The sequence below is a fragment of the Pseudomonas sp. YuFO8 genome (assembly GCF_035065025.1).
Classification (GTDB): Bacteria; Pseudomonadota; Gammaproteobacteria; order Pseudomonadales; family Pseudomonadaceae; genus Aquipseudomonas; species Aquipseudomonas putida_AE.
Map to the genome: position 1 here is coordinate 22047 of NZ_JAXDEQ010000017.1, position 21207 is coordinate 43253.

22 protein-coding genes and 1 pseudogene are annotated in these 21207 nt (G+C 61.1%); 6 read left to right on the forward strand and 17 right to left on the reverse strand.

Translation table 11 applies throughout. The features are described 5' to 3' along the window. Positions 1–80 precede the first annotated feature (80 nt). A complete protein-coding gene (locus tag SOP95_RS16665; RefSeq protein WP_323607677.1) occupies positions 81–989 on the forward strand; it encodes a LysR family transcriptional regulator in 909 nt (302 codons plus the stop codon). On the opposite strand, the gene SOP95_RS16670 is transcribed toward SOP95_RS16665, so the two are convergent. The 4 genes from SOP95_RS16670 to SOP95_RS16685 are packed head-to-tail and all read right to left on the reverse strand — an operon-like array spanning position 975 to position 4580. Then, positions 975–2342: an amidase gene (locus tag SOP95_RS16670; protein ID WP_274076379.1), complete on the reverse strand. Its 1368-nt coding sequence runs from the start codon at positions 2340–2342 to the stop codon at positions 975–977. The two genes, SOP95_RS16665 and SOP95_RS16670, sit on opposite strands and share 15 nt — an antisense overlap. Before the next feature lie 3 nt (positions 2343–2345). Beyond that, positions 2346–3338, reverse strand: coding sequence for an alpha/beta hydrolase (locus SOP95_RS16675; protein ID WP_323607679.1), 993 nt, complete (start codon positions 3336–3338; stop codon positions 2346–2348). Then, a complete protein-coding gene (locus tag SOP95_RS16680; protein ID WP_274076381.1) occupies positions 3335–3679 on the reverse strand; it encodes a RidA family protein in 345 nt (114 codons plus the stop codon). The genes SOP95_RS16675 and SOP95_RS16680 overlap by 4 nt, the downstream gene beginning before the upstream one ends. A 22-nt stretch (positions 3680–3701) precedes the next feature. Continuing rightward, entirely contained in the window at positions 3702–4580 is an 879-nt protein-coding gene (locus tag SOP95_RS16685; protein WP_274076382.1) for an MBL fold metallo-hydrolase, read from the reverse strand. A 68-nt stretch (positions 4581–4648) separates the two neighbouring features. On the opposite strand from SOP95_RS16685, the gene SOP95_RS16690 reads away from it, so the two are divergent. Beyond that, the gene (locus SOP95_RS16690) at positions 4649–5218 is read left to right on the forward strand and encodes a TetR/AcrR family transcriptional regulator (protein ID WP_274076383.1); all 570 of its coding nucleotides are present in this window, start codon (positions 4649–4651) and stop codon (positions 5216–5218) included. 9 nt (positions 5219–5227) lie between these two features. On the opposite strand, the gene SOP95_RS16695 is transcribed toward SOP95_RS16690, so the two are convergent. The 6 genes from SOP95_RS16695 to SOP95_RS16720 form a co-directional block, all read right to left on the reverse strand. Beyond that, positions 5228–6607 carry an OprD family porin gene (locus tag SOP95_RS16695; protein ID WP_323607680.1) on the reverse strand — a complete coding sequence of 460 codons (1380 nt, stop codon included), beginning with the start codon at positions 6605–6607 and terminating at the stop codon, positions 5228–5230. A gap of 138 nt (positions 6608–6745) precedes the next feature. Next, positions 6746–7096, reverse strand: a complete 351-nt coding sequence (locus SOP95_RS16700) for a RidA family protein (protein ID WP_274076385.1) — start codon at positions 7094–7096, stop codon at positions 6746–6748. Between the two features lie 38 nt (positions 7097–7134). Continuing rightward, complete coding sequence (locus tag SOP95_RS16705; RefSeq protein ID WP_274076386.1) at positions 7135–8469, reverse strand: MFS transporter; 1335 nt, start codon at positions 8467–8469, stop codon at positions 7135–7137. A gap of 34 nt (positions 8470–8503) precedes the next feature. Then, positions 8504–9511 carry a succinylglutamate desuccinylase/aspartoacylase family protein gene (locus tag SOP95_RS16710; RefSeq protein WP_323607681.1) on the reverse strand — a complete coding sequence of 336 codons (1008 nt, stop codon included), beginning with the start codon at positions 9509–9511 and terminating at the stop codon, positions 8504–8506. A gap of 150 nt (positions 9512–9661) precedes the next feature. After that, on the reverse strand, positions 9662–10552 hold the full coding sequence (locus tag SOP95_RS16715; RefSeq protein WP_274076388.1) for a LysR family transcriptional regulator: 891 nt from the start codon (positions 10550–10552) through the stop codon (positions 9662–9664). Between the two features lie 251 nt (positions 10553–10803). After that, the gene (locus SOP95_RS16720; RefSeq protein ID WP_323607682.1) at positions 10804–12141 is read right to left on the reverse strand and encodes an MFS transporter; all 1338 of its coding nucleotides are present in this window, start codon (positions 12139–12141) and stop codon (positions 10804–10806) included. Between the two features lie 245 nt (positions 12142–12386). Here SOP95_RS16720 and SOP95_RS16725 point away from each other — a divergent pair, with 245 nt between their 5' ends. Further along, the gene (locus SOP95_RS16725) at positions 12387–13445 is read left to right on the forward strand and encodes an aromatic ring-hydroxylating dioxygenase subunit alpha (RefSeq protein ID WP_323607683.1); all 1059 of its coding nucleotides are present in this window, start codon (positions 12387–12389) and stop codon (positions 13443–13445) included. Between the two features lie 75 nt (positions 13446–13520). Continuing rightward, positions 13521–14471: a PDR/VanB family oxidoreductase gene (locus SOP95_RS16730; protein ID WP_274076391.1), complete on the forward strand. Its 951-nt coding sequence runs from the start codon at positions 13521–13523 to the stop codon at positions 14469–14471. A gap of 9 nt (positions 14472–14480) precedes the next feature. Here the strand turns inward: SOP95_RS16730 and SOP95_RS16735 are convergent, their stop codons facing one another. From SOP95_RS16735 to SOP95_RS16745, 3 genes are all read right to left on the reverse strand, one after another. Continuing rightward, positions 14481–15194: a GntR family transcriptional regulator gene (locus SOP95_RS16735; protein ID WP_274076467.1), complete on the reverse strand. Its 714-nt coding sequence runs from the start codon at positions 15192–15194 to the stop codon at positions 14481–14483. A gap of 84 nt (positions 15195–15278) precedes the next feature. Next, a complete protein-coding gene (locus SOP95_RS16740) occupies positions 15279–16469 on the reverse strand; it encodes an OprD family porin (RefSeq protein ID WP_323607737.1) in 1191 nt (396 codons plus the stop codon). 126 nt (positions 16470–16595) lie between these two features. Then, complete coding sequence (locus SOP95_RS16745; RefSeq protein ID WP_274076392.1) at positions 16596–17930, reverse strand: MFS transporter; 1335 nt, start codon at positions 17928–17930, stop codon at positions 16596–16598. A gap of 358 nt (positions 17931–18288) precedes the next feature. Here SOP95_RS16745 and SOP95_RS16750 point away from each other — a divergent pair. Next, positions 18289–18480, forward strand: a pseudogene (locus tag SOP95_RS16750) (MFS transporter); the annotation flags it as partial. On the opposite strand, the gene SOP95_RS16755 reads toward SOP95_RS16750, so the two are convergent. The 4 genes from SOP95_RS16755 to SOP95_RS16770 are packed head-to-tail and all read right to left on the reverse strand — an operon-like array spanning position 18480 to position 20427. Continuing rightward, positions 18480–18662 (reverse strand): DUF1289 domain-containing protein, encoded by a 183-nt coding sequence (locus SOP95_RS16755; RefSeq protein WP_274076393.1) that lies wholly within the window; start codon positions 18660–18662, stop codon positions 18480–18482. The pseudogene SOP95_RS16750 and the gene SOP95_RS16755 overlap by 1 nt on opposite strands. Before the next feature lie 2 nt (positions 18663–18664). Continuing rightward, a complete protein-coding gene (locus tag SOP95_RS16760) occupies positions 18665–19036 on the reverse strand; it encodes a hypothetical protein (RefSeq protein ID WP_323607684.1) in 372 nt (123 codons plus the stop codon). Positions 19037–19078: 42 nt separating this feature from the next. Continuing rightward, positions 19079–20032: a CDF family Co(II)/Ni(II) efflux transporter DmeF gene (gene dmeF / locus SOP95_RS16765; protein WP_323607685.1), complete on the reverse strand. Its 954-nt coding sequence runs from the start codon at positions 20030–20032 to the stop codon at positions 19079–19081. Further along, entirely contained in the window at positions 20029–20427 is a 399-nt protein-coding gene (locus SOP95_RS16770; RefSeq protein ID WP_323607686.1) for a winged helix-turn-helix transcriptional regulator, read from the reverse strand. Before SOP95_RS16770 ends, dmeF begins: the two co-directional genes overlap by 4 nt. Positions 20428–20575: 148 nt before the next feature. On the opposite strand from SOP95_RS16770, the gene gstA reads away from it, so the two are divergent. Next, complete coding sequence (gstA, locus tag SOP95_RS16775) at positions 20576–21205, forward strand: glutathione transferase GstA (RefSeq protein WP_323607687.1); 630 nt, start codon at positions 20576–20578, stop codon at positions 21203–21205. Positions 21206–21207: the final 2 nt, after the last annotated feature.

The window sequence follows — 21207 nt, forward strand, 5'->3', positions numbered from 1 at the left end:
GCTTCACAGTAATGGGCATGACAGCGGGCCGATAATGAATAAAGATAGGCCGGGTATAGATAAAGGTTATGGGTTAAAACATGCGACTCAGACATATCGAGGTGTTCCAGGCGATTCGCCAGGCGGGGTCCATCAGCGGGGCGGCGCAACTGCTGCATATCAGCCAGCCAGCGGTGACCAAAACCCTGCAGCACGCCGAATCGCAGCTGGGCTTCGCTTTGTTTTTGCGGGTCAAGGGCAAGCTTCTGGTGACGCCCGAAGCGCTGGAGCTGGAGCGCGAAGTGAACAAGGTGACGGCCAGTGTCGACGGTGTGCGGCGGCTGGCCCAGAACCTGCGCCACCAACCGGGACAGACCTTGCGCATCGGGGCCACACCGGCGCTGGCGTTTTCGTTGTTGCCGACCTTGATAGGCGAATGGACCCGGCGCTACCCCGGCACCTCGTGCGAGCTGGCCAGCCTGCACAGCCAGGAGCTGGTGCAGAACCTGTTCATGCGTGAAATCGATATCGGCCTGACACTGCGCTACCCCGATCATCCGGGCCTGAATGTGCAGCCCCTGGCCCAGAGCTTCCTGGTGGCATTGGCGCCACGGGACTATTGGACGCTGCAGCAGCAAACATTGCCGTTGCCGGTCGAGGAACTCAGTGATGCTCCGCTGATTGGGTTGTCCCATGCCGATCCCCTGTTTGCCCAGTTGGGTCTGTACCTGAACACCATCGACCCGCCACCGCGGACGGCCATTCGCGTGCAGACCTACTCGTTGGCGAGCGCGCTGGTGGCGTCCGGTACGGGGCTGGCGGTCGTAGACCCGTTCACCGCCCTCAGCGCGCCGACCGAGCGCACGGCGATACGCACCCTGACGCCTTCATGGCCAGTGACGCTGTTCGCCATGACCCGGGCCAATGAACCGCACCCTCATATCCTCGACAGCCTGATCGCGCTGTTGGGTGAACAGGCCCGTCACCTTCTGGCGTCAATCCGCCAGTGAGGCGCGATCTTGCTGGTTGAGCAAGCGCTCCACCCGACGGGCATGGTGCAACAAGGCCTGATCATCGTTATTGCGGCCGGCCAGCATGAAACCAGTCGGCGCATGGCCGGGGCGGTGCATGGGGAGGGAAATCGAGCTTCCGTCGAACAGGTTGACCACCCCGGGATTGCGCAGCATCAGGCGATTGAACCGGGTATATGCCGGTTCATCTGCCAAGGCGCTGATGGCTGGCGCCACGATCGGGGTCGTGGGCATTGCCAGCAGGTCGAAGCCGGTCAGTGACTGGGCGATGTCGGCAATAAACTGGCGGCGCAGACGGTGCAGTTCCTGGTATTGCCCTGGTGTGATGTGGCGGCCCAAATCAATGCGCGATCGCACGCGTGGGTCGTATCGAGACAGCTCCAATCCTTGACGTTGGGCGTGCCAGTGCCAGGACTCATACGCGCTGAAGCTGCCATTGGCATGCAATGCCGGTACGCTATCCAGGGCGGCGAGCGCTCCTCGCTCGATGTGCACGCCGTTGGCCTGCAAGCGCATCAGCGCCCGTTCGAAGTCGTCCGCGACGGCTTGATCAGTGTCCAGTGAGGCCAGAGATTGCGGCACGAACAAACGCAGCGGACGCGTTTCATCGGTTGACCGCGGTTCGATCGTCCGGCCAGACATGATCGAATAAAGAATCTCGCAACAGTCGACACTCATCGCCAACGGGCCGACGCTGTCCAGGGTCGTGGACAACGGCAGGACGCCCTGCCTGCTGATATGCGCGGCGCTGGGCTTGTAGCCCACCACGCCACACAGCGCTGCAGGGATACGGCAGGAGCCGCCCGTGTCGGTACCGATCGCCGCCGCAGCCATGCGGTCGCTGACGGCGACCGCTGCCCCTGAAGATGAGCCCCCCGGGATCAGGCCGATCTCCCGCTTGAACGGGTTGGCCGCCGTGCCGTGATGAGGGTTGAGCCCCACCCCTGAATAAGCGAATTCGCTCATGTGGGTTTGCCCCAGCACAATGAACCCGGCGGCTTTCAAGCGAGTAATCAGCGGCGCATCGGCTTTGGCGGGTGGGGCGTCGTTCAACACCACCGAGCCTGCCCGTGTGGGGTGGCCGAGCAGGTCCATGTTGTCCTTCACGCAAATCGCAATGCCGGCATAGGGTGATGGGCACAGGCCCTGTCGGCGCAGTGCGTCCTGGTGACTGGCCTCGGCCAGCGCGGCCTCGGCCTGCACCCGTCGAAAGACCCTGGAACCTTCGCCCTGAGGGTTTGCGATACGCGCCAGGTATTGCTCCACGAGCGTTCGACTGGTTGTCTGGCCGTTGGCCAGTTGTTGCGCCAGGCTCTTCAGCGTCTGTCGCATGGATCAGCCCTCATGAGGTCCGAATCCATGATCGATGCCGGCGTGGAACGCGGCGTCCAGCGCACAGGCGATTTCCCCGATCAACACGGTGGTTTCAGGGATCAAGCGACCCATGGTGATAAAGCCATGGATCTGACCCGGGAAATGCCGCTCGATGACCCTTATACCCGCCTCACGCAAGCGCTCACCATAGGCGCGCCCCTCGTCTTCCAATGGATCGCAGCCGCAAGTGACCAGGTAGGTCGGTGCCAGGCTACTCAAGTCTGCCGCCAGCAACGGTGATGCGCGCCAGTCCAGTCGATCCGCCTCGGTGCGCAGATACTGGGCTTGGGTCCAGGCCAACGTAGCAGCGGTGAGCGGAGGTTCCAGCGCCAATTGTTGCTGCGAGGCATGGTGGCCGTGAAAGTCGGTGGCGGGATAAATCAGCGCCTGCAGCGCCAGGGGTGGATGGTCGGCATCCCTGGCCATCAAAGCGACGACGGCCGCCAGGTTACCCCCGGCGCTGTCTCCGCCAACCGCCAGCCTGCTTGCATCAATGCCCAGGTGCGGGGCTTGTGCACGGACAAAATTCAAGGCCGCGAAGGCGTCGTCAGCCGCGGCGGGAAACTTGTGTTCCGGCGCCAGTCGGTAGTCCACGGCAATCACGATGCAGCGGGCCAGCAGGGCGAGCTGGCGGCAGACCACGTCATGGGTTTCCAGGTCACCGACGACCCATCCTCCCGAATGAAAGAACAGCAGCGCCGGCAGGGCGCTGCCGGCTTGTGCCTCTATGCCGCGATAGAGCCTGAGTGGGATGTCGCCCTCTGGCCCGGGTGCTACGAGATCCTCAACCGCGGCGATCTCCGGTGCTTGCGCAGCCAGCGCCAGGCGGCTGTTGCGAAACGCCGCTCGGGCCTGTTCCGCGCTTGGCTCGCCAGTGATAGCAGGTGCCTTGCGCATCAATGCCACCACCCGCGCTGCGCCAGGATCCAGCTGTCTGCGCGTAACGCTACTCATGTCCGCACCTGAGCGATAGCTTCGATTTCGACCCGTGCGTTGTCGGCTGCCAGGCCTGCGATCACCGTTGAACGAGTGGGTTTGTGCGCGCCGAATGCCTGGGCGTAGGCTTCGTTGAACGCTGCGAAGTCTTCGCTGCGGGTGATGAATACCGTGGTCTTGACGATGTCTTCGAGACCCAGGCCATGGGGTTCCAGAATGCCTTTCAGGCGTGCAATAACGGTCAAGGTTTGCGCGGTAATATCACCTTCGATCACACCTTGTTGATTAAATGCCAGTTGCCCGGACGTGAACACCAGATGAGGGGTTTGCAGAGTCGGGGAGAGGTGCGGGGTCGTCATGGGAGTGTCCTTGGGTCGGGAATTATTCGAAGTGCCAGGCAAAGCCATTGCCCAGACGTTGCACGCGGCCGGCCGAGGTGCCGGCGAAGTGCGAGCTGAAATACAAGGCGTCGTGGTCGGCGAGATAGTGCAGCAGCCACTGGCGTGAGCGATTCGCCGCGTCAGGCAGGTCACAGAAGCACGATGCCCAGAGCGGTTGTGCCACCTGTATGGGGTGGTGCATGACATCACCGCCGAACATGGCCGTTTCACCGCCCGAATGCAGGCTGATGGACATGTGGCCGACGCTGTGGCCCTGGGTCGGGTGGAAGTGAAAATCATCGAGAAACGGCCCGCCGTCGACGCCGATCATCACCGCCTGACCGGCGTTGACGACCGGTAGCACGCTGTCGACGAAGGCGGCATAACCGATGCTTTGGCGACCGGCGTCGCTGAGAAAGTGTTCGTACTCCGCTTGCGGAAACACATATTTGGCATTGGGGAAGGTCGGCACCCACTGGCCGTCGACCAGTCGGGTGTTCCAGCCGATATGGTCGATATGCAGGTGCGTCAGTAATACGAAATCGACCTCTTCGGGCGCTACACCTGCGGCCGCCAGGCGCTCCAGCCAGGGCTCGTCGAGCTGGTGAAATATAGGCAGTTCCGGACGCGACTTGGCGTTGCCTACTCCGGTGTCGACCAGCACCGTATACTGCGGCGTCTTGATCACCCAGGTATGCACGCTGATGATGAGCTTCTGGCCTGCGGCATCGAGATTGTCGGGCACCAACCAGGGCCGGTGTGTTTCTACGGTCTCGTTGTTCCAGAGTGGAAGGAGGGCATTGGGCGAGAAGTCGTCGAACAGTTTTTCGGAAACCCGTGTGATGCTCGTCGTTCCCAGTGTGTAGTAGCGGTCAGTCATGTTAGAGTCTCGATGATACTGGTCGGTATCATATTGATACCGATCGGTATCATCGTCAAGAGGAACCTATGCCAACAGATCTTCCCAAGTTGCCGCCACGCGAGCGAATCCTGGCCGCCGCGGATGAGCTTTTTTATCGCGACGGTATCCGCGGTGTCGGTGTTGAAGCCATTGCTGCGCATGCAGGCACCACCAAAATGGGCATTTATCGACACTTTGCGAACAAGGATGCGTTGGTCGCGGAGTGGCTACGGCTTGAGTCGCAGGCCTACTCGGATGTGCTGGACCGCCTCAAGGCGCAGTACCCAGAGGACCCCAAGGCGCAATTGCTGGGGTGGGCGCAGTTCATTGCCAGCCGATTGGCGGTCGAGGCGGACCGCGGTTGCTGTTTCGCCAATTCGGTGGCTGAGCTGCCGGACCGGGCTCACCCGGCCTGGTCGGTGATCGAGGCGCATTCCCGTGACCTGAGCGAGCGCTTGATTGACCTGTGTACGCAGGCCGGGCTGGCTGAGCCCGAGAACGTCGCCAACGAAATCATCTTTGTTCTCGATGGTGCTCAGCTGGCGGCCCAGAGCCGCGGTGATGCGCAAAAAGTCGGTGAGCGCCTGGTAAGTATCGTCAGGCGCCTGGTGCAATAGGTGTTCCTTCTATAGCGATATCGAGTAGCTCAGGATCAAGCGGTTCTGATCCACGCCGCTGACGACTTCGCTGCGATAGGCGGCGTTCTTCCAGGTCACGCCCAACCCCTTCAACGGCCCGCTCTGGGTGACATAGCTCAGGGCGAAGTCGCGCTCCCACTCACTCAGCTCGCCATTGGCGGACTGCACATCGGTTCCTTTCAAATATGCCAGGCTTGCCGTCAGCCCTGGCACGCCAATACTGACGAAGTCATAGTCATACTGCGCCAGCCAGGTCCGTTCGCCGGCGCGGCTGAAGTTGGCCAGTTGGCGGTCGGTGATCAGGTAGGTCAGTGCACCGCTGGAGTCTGGGTGTACGTCGCCCTGGTTGATGAACGGGAAGTTACTGTTGCCCTCGACCGCCTGGTAACCCAGGCCCAGTGAATGCCCGCCGAGGCTGTAGGTGAAAAGCGCGCTCCAGGTCCGGTTGTCCACTTCACCGCGCGTCAGCGCCGCGCCTGCAGAGTTTTCTCCGTAATAACCGGCGGCCAGGTAACCCTCGTCACGGCCTTGGGCACTGGCATTCTTGCCATCGGCATCGCTGTACCAGTAACGCAAATCGGACTTGAGACTGCCTGAGCCCAGAATCAACTTGTGAGTCAGGCCCAGGAAGTGCTGCTGGTAGAAGTCTTCGAGGTTGCCAAAGTAATACTGGGCCAGCAGGTCTTTGCTCAATTGATAGTCAAGACCTGCGAAGTTGAAGGCTTGAGTGTCCGCATTTTTCTGCGCGCCGCCCATGCTCAGTGCGGTCTTGTCGCTGGACGCCCGGCCTTTGGCGCGGTTCAACTGGCCCGCGGTCAGCGACAGGTTGTCGAACTCTTTCGAGGTGACCTGAGCGCCCTCGAAGGTTTGAGGCAGTAACCGGCCATCGTTGTACATCACCACGGGCAGCCGTGGCTGCAAGGTGCCCAGCCGCGCCTCGGTCTTCGAAACACGCAGCTTGGCGGTCAGGCCAAGACTGCTGAACTGGTCCACGGCGGCGTTATCGCTGTCCACCGGAAACATATTGCCCTGGCCTGCGCGGGCACTCGGGTTGCGAGTCACGCTGCTGGCATTGTCGCCGGCCCGTCCACCGCCATCCAGGCGCACACCCAGCAACGCGAGGGCATCGATACCAAACCCGACGGTACCGGTCGTGAATCCGGACTGCAGGTTCAGGTTAAAGCCCTGGCCCCATTCTTCCTGGCGCGGGGCTGAACCACTGCCGCGGTTGTCGCTGTTGTAGTAGAGGTTGCGCAGGGACAGTCTGGCCTGGGCGTCTTCGACAAAACCTTCGGCATGTGCCTGGGCTACTGCCCCGAGGCTCAACGCGATGGCGCAACTGGTCAGGGGCCGTGGGGGTATGTTCATGGTTGGATGCTCCCGTATTGTTATTGGCTCGGCCACGGTCCAACCGCCGGGCGCATGCCGGCGGTCAACCGTGACTGGATTCAAGGGCAGTCAAAAAGGCTTCAAGTGCAGGGCTGTCGTTAGGTGAGGCTCAAGCCTTCAGATCGCCAGGGCGGCGATGACCTGAATCTCGACCCGGTAGGCCGGGTTGGGAAAGCTGGCTTGCACACAGGCTCGGGCCGGTGGCTCGAAACCTTCCACCCAGGTGTCCCAGACGCAGTTCATGGCGGCAAAATCCTCTACGTCCGCCAGCCAGATCTGTACTGACAACAGCTGTTGCCGAGCCGAGCCGACAGCCTCGAGCAATGCATCGATCTTGCCGAGAATGTCGCGAGTCTGGGCTTCGATGCCTTCCTTGAGTTGTGAGGTTTGCCCCGAGAGATAGACAGTGTTCTGGTGCACCACGGCTTGGGTCAGGCGCGCGCCGATGCCCACTCGTTGAATGTTCATGCTTGGGATTTCCGTTTGTTGCGACAGTGAAAGGAACGTCAGGCCTGGGCCCGGCGGGCGGCCACGAAGTAGAGCAGGGTGCTGAGTAGGGCGGCCGTCACACCGACACCGCTGAGGGCGATCCCCAGGCTGTTTTCGACACCGGGCATGGACTGCGTGAGATAGCCCACGGCGAAGGGGCCGATGCCTCCACCGACGATATTGGTCAGGAACACCAACAATGCGATGGACCGGCCGCGCATTCGATTGGGGATGGCGACCTGCACCGGGATCGGCGCCAGCGCCATGACGATACTTGCCGAGAAGGCGCAGAGTGCGTAGGCGGCAATGTTCCAGCCAAACGTGGGGAGCAAGGGGGCGAACAGCGCCAGGGGGATCAGCGCGCAGGAGGCGAGGGCAGACGTCTTGAGGGCTTTGGGCACCGTTTGCTGGTCACTCATCCGGCTGCCCAGATAACGCGCGAACATCACACCGCAAATCCCGCCGAGCATGTACAAGGGCCCTGCGAGTTTGCCCACTTGACTGGCTTCCATCGCATACTTGCGAATCAGCAGGGTGGCGAACCAGGCCGTGTGGGAATAGAACAGCGTGATCAGGCTCATGTAGGCCAGGAAATACGGCGTACAAAAGCGATTGCGCACAAACAGCTCCTTGAGTACGGCCTTCATCGGCGGCGCCTGTTCGGCCACCTCGCCGCTCGCCAGGGCCATGGATTCGGTACGCGCCGGCTCGCGCACGCTGAACGCCACCAGGAACGCCAGCGGCAGGCCCGCAAGGCCCACGGTCAGAAAGATGAACTGCCAGGGATGCAAGGCGATGCCCAGCACATCCACAAGACCCTCGGTATGGGACAGCCAGCCCAACAGCAAGCCACCGCCTGCCAAGGCCACGCCGCTGCCGATATAGGGGCCGAGCATGAAGATGCTGGTAGGGCGCGAGACTTTGCGCGGCGAGTACAGGTCGGCGAAAATCGACAGCACCGCCGGGCTCAAGCCCGCTTCGGCAATCGCGGTACCGGCGCGCCAGAACAGCAGTTCGCTGAAACTGTCTGCGGTCGCGCACAGGGCCGTGCACAGGGCCCAGATGGCCACGCAAACGGCGATCAGTCGAACTCGATGTGTGCGATCAACCAGTCGGGCCACCACGACACCGGCGGTGGCGTAGCACAACGTGAAGGCGAAGCCCTGCAACAGGCCGATCTGGGTATCGCTCAAGGCCAGCGTGGCTTTGATCGGCTGCACCAGGATGCTGACGATCTGCCGGTCGATATAGGAAAACACGAAACACAGGAAGAACAGGCCGACGGTGTAGCCATTGCGCAGGGCGCTGGCTGAACGTGCGTTGTCGACGTCGAGCGTTTGGGTAATGGACATGGTCATGCTCCAGGCTCAAGGACAGTCGGCAGGCTCAGTGCCATTGCGACGGGGCGGCGAGGACGGCAATGCAATCGCCGTGTTCGACCTTGGCGAAAGTGCGTGTGCACACCACCTGGCCCGCCTTGGTGAAGTGCAACTGCAGCGGTGCTTCCCAGGGTGCGTGAGGGTCGAACAGGCGCCCGGCCAATTGACCGCTCTGCACCTGCTCGCCCAGTTTAAAGCAAGGCTCGAACACCCCGGCGCGGGTGGCGAACAGGTAATGCTCAGGGCCTTCGACCTTGATCAGGCGTGTGGGCGAAGGCGCTGGCGCAGGTTCATCGATTACGCCGAGACTGCGCAGTACCCGCTGCAAGCCGTCCTCGACAATTCGCAGCCCCTCGGGATCGCAACTGCCGCCACCGCCGAATTCACCGCACAAAAACAGCTTGCCCTGGCGCTCGGCGGCTGCACCGTAAGTCCGGTCTTCGCCCAGCAGGTTCATGATCATTGTGGTGGGCGCGGCAAACGCGTTCACCAGGCGCAGGTATTGATCATGCTGGGCGGGATCTTGCGGCAAGGCCGCGAGCAGTGTCGGGTAATGCTGGAACGACGCGCCCCCTGCGTGCAAGTCGAGGATCACATCGGCGCGGGGGAAGAGTTCGGTATCGACGTAGTGGGCGATCATTTCCGTGATGCTGCCATTGCGCTGGCCGGGAAACATCCGGTTCAGGTTGCCCTTGTCGATGGGCGAGGTGCGCGAGGCGTTGAGAAAGGCCGGAAAATTCAGCCCCGGCACCACGATCAGTCGACCCTGGATCTGCATCGTCGGCAAGCGCTGCAGCAGTTTCATCAGGGCTACCGGCCCTTCGTATTCATCGCCATGGTTGCCACCGGTCAACAGCACCGTGGGGCCGGTGCCCTGCTTGAGTACGGCAATGGGAATCAGGATGCGGCCATAGGCTGAGCGGTCATGGGAGTAAGGGACTTTCAGGCTGCCGGTTTGAAAGCCCTCCTGCTCGAAGTCGATATCGGTGCTGATCAGTGATCGAGGAATGTTCATGAGTGGGCTCACCTGCTTTTTATTCTGGGCGGTTTGGGCGCTGTCGGCGCGCCTTCGGGACCATCATTGCGCAAGTGTCGATGTAGCGATAATGCCGATGGCTTGCACGACCGATGCTTTTGAGGCATCGCTCTGCAGGTCAGTCGATGGCTAGGGTTGCTTGATCATCTGCTGCAATTTTTCCAGGAAGTGCTGCAGCAGCGGGTTCTGATTGCTGGCCTGCCACGCAAACGACAAGGGCATCGAGATGGAAAAATTCTTCAACCGGATAAACCGCACCAGAGCAGGCGGCCGACCGGCGTTAGCCGAATTGACGATAGCTGCGCCCACGCCGGAAGACACCAACGCCAGGATCGCCGATTCAGTCTGTTCCTGCTGAACGATGCGCAGGCTTACGCCCGCCTGGTGGCAGGCACTGAGCAGGCAATCGTGGTAAGCGGGGTAGACGTGACGGGGAAAGGTCACGAAGGGCAGGTGTGCGACCTGTTTGAGCTCGAGGATGTCACCAGGAAGTTGCCAACTGCTGGGGACCGCCAGCATCACATCGTGATTGACCAGCGTCAGTACCTGGCAAGGTGTCATCAGTGGGGCAAAGGCATAGATAAAGCCGCCGTCCAGCGTGCCCTGTTCGATGGCTTGCAACTGCAGCGGGCTATTGATCGGCATCAGCTCGATGCTGGCTTCGGGCAGTTCGTCCTGGAACGCGCGCAAGGCGCTTGGCATGAAACCATCCCAGCCAGCATTTTCGACAAAACCCAGGCGCAAATGCCCCAGCCTGCCGCCCGCCACGCGCTTGGCGCTCAGCACGGCGTTGTCCAGGTCGTCGAGGATTTTTTGCACCGAGGCGTGAAAGTACTCACCCGCCTTGGTCAGTTTCAACCCCTTGGGCAAGCGTTCGAAAAGGCTGAAACCCAGCTCTTGCTCAAGGTCCAGCAGCTGTCTGGAAATGGCGGGCTGAGTGATGAAGATGCGATCGGCTGCCAGGCGAATGCTCTTGTATTCGGCAGCTGCCATGAAGTAACGCAGGTGGCGCAGTTCCATAACGGCTCTCACAGACACGGACGTTCGAGCCTGCGACTTTGCACGTGGATCGAGATGGCGTCGAGTGGCCCGCGGCAGGTTCAAGCAGCAAAGAGGGAAATTTGCGGGTAGCAACGTGACCGTTACACCATCCATTCCACGCATTTCCCCCTCCGTTCGGTCTCACGCAGATCGCATTGCAAAGCGGTCAAACCGTGCTGCTCGGTGAAAGCAGGACAATGCCGAGCTCACCGTTTCGTCTGGTTGGTGTTTCAGGCCGCAGCCCTCACACCTGCGCCTTTGCCCTCTACCGGAACGTCATGCAGGGAAATCCGTGATGTCTCAGGCAATGCCAGTCCCCCCGCCAGCGCCAGCAAGGCAATCGCGATCAGGTAGAACGCCGGCGACAGGTTGCTGCCGGTGGTGCTGATCAGCCACGTGGCCACCAACGGCGCGGTGCCGCCGAAAATCGTGTAGGCCATGTTGTAGGTGATTGCCGAGGCGGTGTAGCGAGTGCGGGTCGGGAAGGTTTCCGAAAGCAGGGCTGCGGTGACCACGCCACACAACACCGCGCCGACCGCCAGGAGCATCACGCCGGCGACGGATGCTGCGAATGAGCCGGAGCTGGCCATCAGGAACGCCGGGTACACGGCCACGATCAGCAGCGCGCACGCGGTCATCACCGTCATTCGCCGCCCGACCCGGTCCGAATACAGCCCGGCCAGCGGGCAGATCGCTGCGGCGAACAGCAAGGCGATCAGTGACACCAGCAAGGCTGTTGCGCGACTCAGGCCACCCGCGACCTGCAGGTAGGTCGCGAAGTAGGTGGTGAACATGTAGAACGACAGCGCTGTGAGCGACACGAAGGCGCCCAGGCAACAGATGGCCGCGCCATGGTTGCGCAAGGTTTCCTTGAGTGGGGAGTGGGCGACGGCGTGTTCCTCGGTCACCGCCTGGAAGGCCGGTGTCTCATCGAGCTTCCAGCGCAGGTACAAACCCACCAGGCCCAGCGGCGCGGCAATCAGGAACGGCAGGCGCCAGCCCCAGCTGCCCATCGCTTCGGCGGATAAAGACGCCTCGAGTGCGTAGGCCACCACGGCTGCCGCGGCGAAGGCGGAGAACGTCGATATCGGGATGAAGCTGCCGTACCAGGCGCGTTTATCGCTCGGTGCATGTTCCATCAGGTAGGCACAGGCACCGGCGTATTCACCGCCGGCGGAGAAGCCCTGGGCGCAACGGATCAGCGACAGAAGAATCGGCGCCGTGACCCCGATCGCGGCATAAGTGGGCAGCAGGCCGATCAAGGTCGTCGCACCGGCCATCAGCAGAATCGTCATCGCCAGGGTGCGCTTGCGGCCGATCCGGTCGCCCAGCATGCCGAAGAAAATCCCGCCGAGGGGTCGAAACGCAAACGCCACGGCAAACACCGCAAAGGTCTTGAGCAGCGCGGCGCTGGCATCGCCGCTGGGGAAAAACTGCTGGGCGATGGTCGTGGCCAGGAAGCCGTAGACGGCGAAGTCGAACCACTCGACGAAATTGCCGATGCCAGCAGCCACGATCACTCTTCTCAGGGTTTTCGGGCTGACTTGTTCCGTAGTTGTGCTCGTCATGCTTGACCTCGACAGTTCGTCAGTAAGCTAACGATTATCGAGGCAGGCGCTGCAGCGGTTGGCTTCAAAAGTGTCATCCACGTAGTCAGGACCGACTTCGCCGACATCAAGTGTGCGAAAGGTTGAAATCACTGTTTTGGCTTTAATGGATCCATTAATAGTCAAGAATCAGCAAAAAGCTTGACGTATGTCAGGATTATCCGCTCAAATGGATCCATAAAAACAAGCCTGTCCGGAGAATCCCTATGTATCCGAAAAACACCTGGTATGTCGCCTGCACCCCTGAAGAGATCGCTTCCAAGCCCCTGGGGCGGCAGATATGCGGTGAGAAAATCGTTTTCTATCGTGGGCAGGAAGGGCGGGTGGCCGCCGTCGAGGATTTTTGCCCACACCGCGGCGCCCCCCTTTCGCTGGGGTATGTCGAGAACGGCAACCTGGTCTGTGGCTACCACGGGCTGGTCATGGGCTGTGATGGCAAGACCGTCGAAATGCCGGGGCAGCGCGTACGGGGTTTTCCGTGCAACAAGACCTTCGCCGTTGAAGAACGTTACGGGTTCATCTGGGTCTGGCCGGGTGAGCAGGACAAGGCTGACCCTGCACTGATCCATCATCTGGAATGGGCTGTCAGTGACGAATGGGCCTACGGCGGCGGGCTGTTCCACATCAATTGCGACTATCGACTGATGATCGATAACCTGATGGACCTCACCCACGAAACCTACGTGCACGCCTCGAGCATCGGCCAGAAAGAGATCGATGAAGTGGCGCCGGTCACCACCGTCGAGGGTGACGAGGTGGTTACCGCCCGGCACATGGAAAACATCATGGCGCCGCCGTTCTGGCGCATGGCCCTGCGGGGCAACAACCTGGCCGACGATGTGCCGGTGGACCGCTGGCAGATCTGCCGCTTCAGTCCACCCAGCCACGTGTTGATCGAGGTGGGCGTGGCTCACGCCGGTAAAGGCGGTTACGACGCCGAGCCGCAACACAAGGCCGCGAGCATCGTGGTCGATTTCATTACCCCGGAAACCGAGACGTCGATCTGGTACTTCTGGGGCATGGCGCGCAATTTCAATCCGCACGACGAAGAACTGACCGCGACCATCCGCGAGGGCCAGGGGAAGATCTTCAGCGAAGACCTCGACATGCTCGAACAGCAGCAGAAGAACCTGCTGGCCAATCCCGAGCGCAACCTGCTCAAGCTCAATATCGATGCTGGTGGCGTGCAGTCCCGTCGCGTGCTGGAGCGAATCATCGCCCGCGAGCGCGCGCCGGCAGTCGAGCTGATTGCCACGGCCAACTAGTCCTTGGGCGCTACGCCAGTCCTTTCCTATTGATCTTGTTCTCGGCCACTGCGGTGGCGGTCCTGAAGGTGCACCATGATTGAAGTCGTCGTGACATCCCGCAACAACGAAGCGCTGGATATTTGCAGCTACGAGCTGGCCTGTGCACAAGGCGGGCAATTGCCTGGTTTCAGTGCCGGGGCCCATATCGACGTGCACTTGCCCGGCGGGCTGATCCGCCAGTACTCGCTGTGCAATCACCCGCAAGAGCGCCATCGCTACCTGATCGGCGTGCTCAAGGACACCGCCTCGCGCGGCGGTTCCCAGAGCCTGCACGAGCAGATCAACAGCGGTGACCGCCTGTTCATCAGCGAGCCTCGCAACCTGTTCCCGCTGGTGGCCGAGGGGCAGCGCAGCCTGTTATTCGCCGGTGGCATCGGCATCACCCCGATCCTGTGCATGGCCGAGCAACTGGCCCACAGCGGCGCCGATTTCGAGCTGCATTACTGTGCGCGCTCCAGCGAACGTGCGGCGTTTGTCGAGCGACTCAAAGGCGCCTCCTTTGCCGATCGCGTGCACCTGCATTTCGACGAAGAGGCCGATTCGCGCCTGGATGCCGCCAAGGTCCTGGCCAATCCGCGGCCTGACCTGCACCTGTATGTCTGCGGGCCTTCAGGGTTCATGCAGCATGTGCTCGACAGCGCCAAGGCCCAGGGCTGGAGCGACGAGCAGTTGCACCGTGAATACTTCGCCGCGGCGCCGGTGGATACCAGTGCCGATGGGGCGTTCCAGGTCAAGCTGGCCAACAGCGGGCAGGTGTTCGACATTCCGGCCGACAAGACGGTGGTCCAGGTGCTGGAAAGTCACGGTGTCGAGATTGCGCTTTCCTGTGAGCAGGGCATCTGCGGCACCTGCCTGACGCGTGTGCTGGATGGGGTGCCGGAGCACCGTGACCTGTTCCTCACTGAAGAAGAGCAAGCAGCCAATGATCAGTTCACGCCTTGCTGTTCGAGGTCCAAGTCCAAGCTGTTGGTGCTGGACCTCTGATCCCGCCGATCACTCGCCGCGGGCGATCACTTTCATCCGGTCGCTGTTGCTGATCGCCCCGAAGACCTCGGCGTAACGCAGTGTCGCATTGGCGTGTTCGCGCATGATGGCTTCTGCGCGTGCGCCCTGGCGGCTGACCAGCGCGTCGAACACCGAGTGGTGTTGCATGTGGGCGAAGTTGAAGCGCCGGTATTCGCGCGCCAGGTCCTGGCGATCGATCGCCAGCGCCGACACAGAAGCGAAGGGGCGATGGTCGTTGCGCGCCAGGGCTTCGGCAATCGCCGGGTTGGCGCTGCTGTCGACGATCACCTGGTGAAAGCGCATGTTGAGGTCATGGAACGCCTCGAGGTCTTCTTCCGTCACGTAGCCCTTGTCGAACAGCGCATCGCCTTGCACCAGGCATTCGCGCAGCGCCGCCTGTGCTTCTTCACTCAAGCCGCGTTCGGCGCTCTGTCGCGCCGCCAGACCTTCCAGTACCCCACGCACCTCCACGGCGCCGGCGATATCGTCGGCACTCACCGAACGCACCTGATAACCCCGGCCACCATGGCGCACCAGCAAGCCTTCCTGCTCCAGGGTCAGGAACGCCATGCGCACCGGCATGCGCGAGACGCCGAAGCGTTCCGCCGTCGGGATCTCCATCAGCCGTTCGCCGGCCGCCAGCTCGCCTGAGGCAATCATTTTGCGCAGTGCGACCAGCACCATTTGACCCGGTTTGCTCATGCAGGCGACTTCCAGAAGTTGGTTCGCCATAGTAACGCAAGGAGGGGAGAGATACAGGGGCGACGAGCGCCCCTGGCGGGAGGATCAGAGGGAGAGGGGGTAACTGACGATGACGCGGGTCTGATCGAAGTCGCTGTTGAAACTGCGCCGGTTGGTGGCGTTGTTGACCCGCACGCTGAGGTTTTTCAGCGGGCCGCTTTGCAGGGTGTAGCTGAGCTCGGTGTCGCGCTCCCATTCCTGGCCATTGCTGCCGGCCTTGGTGGTGGCGTTGTCGCCGTGACCGTAGCGGGTCATCAGCAGCAGGCCGGGGAGGCCGACGGCGACGAAGTTGTAGTCATAACGCGCTTGCCAGGAACGCTCGTCGGCGTTGCTGAAGTTGCCGTTGAACATGTCGTTGCCCAAGGTGCGCCCGCTGCTGCCATACACGGACATCCAGCCGGTATCGCCGCTGACCTTCTGCAGCCCCAGGTACAGGGTATGGCCACCCAGGTTGGCCGAGAGCAGCCCGTAGGCGGTATGGCTTTGCACATTGCCGATCAGGGCGCTGCCGTCATCCTTGTCGATGAAGTAGCCCAGGTTCGCACCGAGGGTCCAGTCACCGACTTTCTGTTTATGCAGCAGGTTCAGATAGCTTTGCTGATAGATGTCTTCGAGCTGCGAATACCAGGCGCCGATCTGGGTCTGTTGTTCGTTGAAGCGGTATTCGGCGCCCGCATAGTTGAAGGCGTCCGACATGACGGTGGGCGCAGCCCAGGCCGAGAGGTCTTGCATGTTCGAGGAGTTGCGCAGGCTCACCGAGGTGTATTGACCGCCCTGCAGGCTCAGGCCGGGAAGCTCCCGGGACACCAGCATGGCGCCCTGGAAGGTCTGTGGCAGCAGGCGTCCGTCGTCGTAGCGCAGCAGGGGAATGTCCGGCATGAGCTCGCCAAGCATCAGCTCGGTGTCGGAAATACGCATTTTTGCCGCCAGGCCCGCGCGCCCGTAGTCGTCGGCGGCGCGGCCATCGTCATGCACCGGCAGCAGCTCCGAACCACTGCGTTGCGGGCCGCTGTCGAGCTTGACGCCCAGCATCGCGATACCGTCGAGGCCAAAGCCGACAACCCCCGGGGTATAACCGGAACTGAATTTGAGGATCGCGCCCTGGGCCCATTCTTCGATCTTGCTCTTGCTGGCGCCGGGATCGTTGAAGTCGCGATTGAAATAGTAGTTTCGCAGCGTCAGGCTGGTCTTGGAATCTTCGAAAAAACCGCTGCTTTCAGCGTGCGCCGAAGGCATCAGGGCAAGCGCTATTGCACCGCCGAGCAGGGCCCGGGGAGGGAGAGGGAAGCAAGTCATTATTGTTGTTTTCCTGGAGGATGGAGTCAGTAGCGAGGGCAGGGCCTCGCTACTGCTTTGTAATGGTCAGGCCTGGCTGGGTTGGGCGGCCGGTTGCGCCGGTGCCTTGGGCCGCAGTTGCAGCAACACGGCGGCGGCAATCACGAAGACCACGGCAAACACCCCATACAGGTGCAGTGGCTGCCAACCGCTGTCGAGCAACAGGCCGGCGACGGTGGGCGACAGGATCGCGCCGATGCGCCCGATACCGATGCCCCAACCGACCCCCGTGGTGCGCACGGAAGCGTCGTAGACAATCGGCGACAGCGCGTACAAGCCCGCCACGCAACCGTTGGCGAACAGTCCGATCAGCAGGCCCAGGCCCAGTGCCATGGATACCGATGAAGCGGAGCCGACAAACAGCACCAGCAGGCCCGCGGTAATCAGCATGAACAGCGACAGCACCCGGGTCAGCCGCCAGCGCGAGGCCAGGCCGCCGATCAACGCGGCGCCGAAGATACCGCCGACGCTCAGCAGCACGCCGCCGCTGATACCTTGCTGTGCCGACAGCCCTGCCGAGACCAGCAGCTTCGGCGTCCAGCTCATCACGAAGTAGAAGCCGAACATCACCAGGAAGAACAACAGCCAGATCAATAGGGTGGTGCGCCGTGAATCCGGCGAGAGCAACTGCGCCAGGCGGCCACGGCCTGAAGTCGGTGCCGAGAGGGCCACGGGCAGTTCGCGCAATGCGGGCTGGCCGAGGCGGGCGGCCAGGCGATTGATGCGGACCAGGGCATTTGCGGGGCGACGGGCGATCAGGAAGTCCAGGGATTCAGGCAAATACAGCAGCACCAAAGGAATCACCGCCAGGGTCACGGCGCCCCCGAAGATGAACACCGAACGCCAGCCAAAGTGCGTCAACAACCACACCGACAACAGCCCGCCCAAGGTCGCGCCCAAGGCATAACCGGTGGATTGCAGGCTCACCGCCAGCCCGCGCCAGCGCTTGTTGGCATATTCGCTGGCAATCACGTTGCTGCTGGCCAGGATTCCGCCGATCCCCAGCCCGGTCAACCCGCGCAGCAGCGCCAGTTGCAGCGGCGTCTGGCTGAGGGCCGACAACAGCATGCCGGCACCGGAAAGCAGCAGGCAAAACAGGATCAATGGCCGACGTCCATAACGATCCGCCCACGGCGCAATGAACAGCGAGCCTGCCGCCATGCCAAACAATCCGGCACTCAACAGCAAACCGATCTGCGCGCCATTCAAGCCCCATTCGGCAGACACCGAGGAAGCCGTGAAGGCCATCACCAGCACGTCGAAGCCATCGATCATGTTCAGGACAATGCAGATGCCCACGGCCAGCCACTGGAAGCGCGCCATCGGGCGCTCATCTACCACGCTCTTCAGGTCGACACTCATGGCTGCCCCTCGAGACGAGGCTGGGTAAAGGTAAAGCGAGAAAGGCACACGAAGCTGGGTGCAAGCCGAAGCCCGAACCCGATTGAGAAGTCATTCATCCCGACACCCTTGTTATTTTTATGAGCGGGCAGGCGCTGTACCTGACACCGTGCAGTGCCAGTCAATCAATTTATGGATCCATTGAAAAGTGTGATTTTTTTGGGTTTTCACTTTTTTACTTTATTTATTCGATTAAATCCTTTTAAAACAAATAGTTAACTGTTTTCATAAACCGTTCGATTATCGGTCGATAATTATATTTCGTAGTAAAGGATCCAATGCGGAAGGATGTGAATCAGATCGCACGCGCCAGGATGGCTTGCGCGCGACCAATCTGGGCGTCGCGCTCGGATTGTTCCTGATGGCCAGCGCCACTTCATTGCCGGTATTTTTACTGGCGTGGTCAGTCATCGGAATCGGCATGGCGCTTGGTTTGTATGAAGCTTTATTCGCCTGTCTGGGGGCACTGCACGCGGAGCGCGCAGGCGGTGATTCGAAAGCAATGACCGTTCACCCACGTGCCTTCTTCAGCCCTTTCAAACGGACTTTCGCCCTTTGCACAGCGGCCATTTTTTCAGGCCGCTTCATGCGTTTCCACTGCCTGATGTCATCCTTGCTGCGCCCGCAGCTTACACACAGATCGCCGCTCAACTGGCAAATCGATATGCAGGGATTTTCGATTTCCTTGGCCATCGTCAATGACCCCTGGACGCGCCGAATTGCGCCAGGCGCTTGTTCCAATCACCACCATGGGTGCGTTGGCACTCCTCCTCGGAGTCGAAGCGGACAGTGTGATCTGATGGCTTGAGATCAATGTCTGCCTCCTTCAGTGCGATGGCCGTCAGCTCAAGAATCCGCACTTTCGCGCTCGCCTCGGCAAGTTTCTTGTCGGCCAGCGTTTCAAACACCCAGGTCACCCTCAGCGTTCGCGCAAGGTCGCTCAAGTCGGCCGTATGGGTGAGCCAGGTAAAGCCTTTGATTTCAGCTTTTGCTGTTTCGCAGGCGTCGGTCAGCGTCGCTATCAAGCGGCGCTCGATCCGTGCCAGTTCACGTTTGCCCATGGGCATGGCGGGCTCCTTTAGAGATAAAAATGGGGGCGATTTCGAAAATCAGGCAGATCGAAACTCGACCGTCAGGTGGCTGACTTCGTGAACGGGTTTAAGTCGTTCACGAATGCTTTCGGCATTCGCCGAAGCTTGGCCAATGACGCTGACGATAGCGGCACGCGCCTCTGGCCCAACCCGCCACACGTGCAGGTCGGTGATGGTTGCATCGCCATGCCTCTCAACCAGTTCGCGGATCTCCTCTGCAACCTGCTCATCGGTTTGATCCAGGAGAACGCTTGCGGTGATGCCCATCAAGCTCCATGCCCAGCGCGCGATGACAATGGCACCCACGATGCCCATGACAGGATCCAGCCATACCCATCCGAGGTACCGGCCAGCGAGCAATGCAGCAATCGCCAGGACGGAGGTCAGCGCATCCGCCAAGACGTGGAAGTAGGCTGATTTCAGGTTGTTATCGTTGCCGTGAAGTCCGTGGCCATGTTGGTCGTGATGGTCGTGATGGTCGTGATGGTCGTGATGGTCGTGAGGGTGGTCATGACTGTGACCGTGGCCAAGCAGAAGTGCACTCACGATGTTGACGATCAAACCGACAATCGCAATGAGTGTCGCGGTGCCGAATTGGACCTCCGTCGGTTGCAGCAGACGCATGACTGACTCTACGCCGATTACCAGGGACACCACGCCGAGAATGAGCGCCGATGCGAACCCGCCCAGGTCCCCGACCTTTCCGGTACCAAAGCTGTAACGCTTGCTCGAGGCGTGGCGCTTTGCGTAGCCGTAAGCCGCCGCCGCGATACCCAATGCACCGGCATGGGTCGCCATGTGGAAGCCATCGGCAAGTAACGCCATCGAGCCCGTGATGTATCCGGCGGTGATTTCACCCACCATCATCACCAGGGTAAGCGCTACGACCCAGAGAGTGCGTCTGGCATTCTCATCGTGCGAAGCGCCTAGAAATACGTGGTCGTGCACGTGATTGATCGGGGAGCTGCTCATGACCCTGTACCTGCGGGATTCAGGTCTGTTTGAAGGAGCGCTCGTGCCGGGTTCTCTTGATCAGGAGGCATCAGGGTTTTCCCACTCTGCTTGAGCCACAAACCAAACTCGCGCATCACGCTGACGACGGGCCGCAATCGGTCGCCTTCCTCGGTCAGTTCGTACTCCACTTTCACGGGAACTGTCGGGTATACCGTGCGCTTGACCAGCCCGACTTCCTCGAGTGCCCGCAGGTCGAGGGTCAGCATCCGTTGCGAGATGCCCGGGACATCCCGACGCAGCTCGTTGAACCGCTTGGGGCCGTCGAGCAGATAGGACACCAGCAGCAGACGCCATCGGCCACCCAACAAGCGCATGGCTTCCTCCACGGAACAGCCCGTCACGTTCTTTTTCATGGCGTTTTCCCCAGGGTATGCCAGGTATATTTTATGTACCTAGATGATAAAAAAGTGCCTTCTTCCATTTATATACCTTATCCCTAAGATGAGGCTGCAGCACTTTTCGGATGAAAGTGCAGGACCAGATCCGCTTAGGAGATCGATTGTGAAGCTTTACTACATCCCTGGCAGTTGCTCCCTTTCCCCGCATATCGTCATCAATGAACTGGGGCTTGATGTCACGCTGCTCAAGGTGGATCACCGCCAGCACACCGTGGACGGTGCCCTCGATTACTACGCGGTAAACCCCCTCGGCTACGTGCCGATCCTTGAACTGCCCGACGGCACCCGGTTTCGCGAAGGACCGGTGATTGTGCAGTACCTGGCCGACCAGCGACGGGAATCCGGATTGGCCCCGCCCAACGGCACACTGGAACGCTATCGGTTGCAGGAGTGGCTGAGCTTTTTGACGTCGGAGATTCACAAGGGCTTTATTCCCCTGCTCTATGCAGGATTGGCCGGCAAGTACGTGGACACGGCAAAACCGAAACTGCAGGCACGTTTTGCGTGGGTCGATCAACAACTGGCCGGCCGCCAATACTTGCTCGGCGACACCTTCACGGTCGCCGATGCCTACCTGTTTGCCCTGACGGGGTGGGGGCAGGCCCAGTGGCTGAAGTCCTATTACAAAGCTGACATATACTTCGATGGCCTGAGTCATCTCCAGGCCTGGTACGCCCGGGTGCGCCAGCGTCCAGCGGTGCAGCAGACGCTTGAGGTAGAAGGATGGGTGTGAGG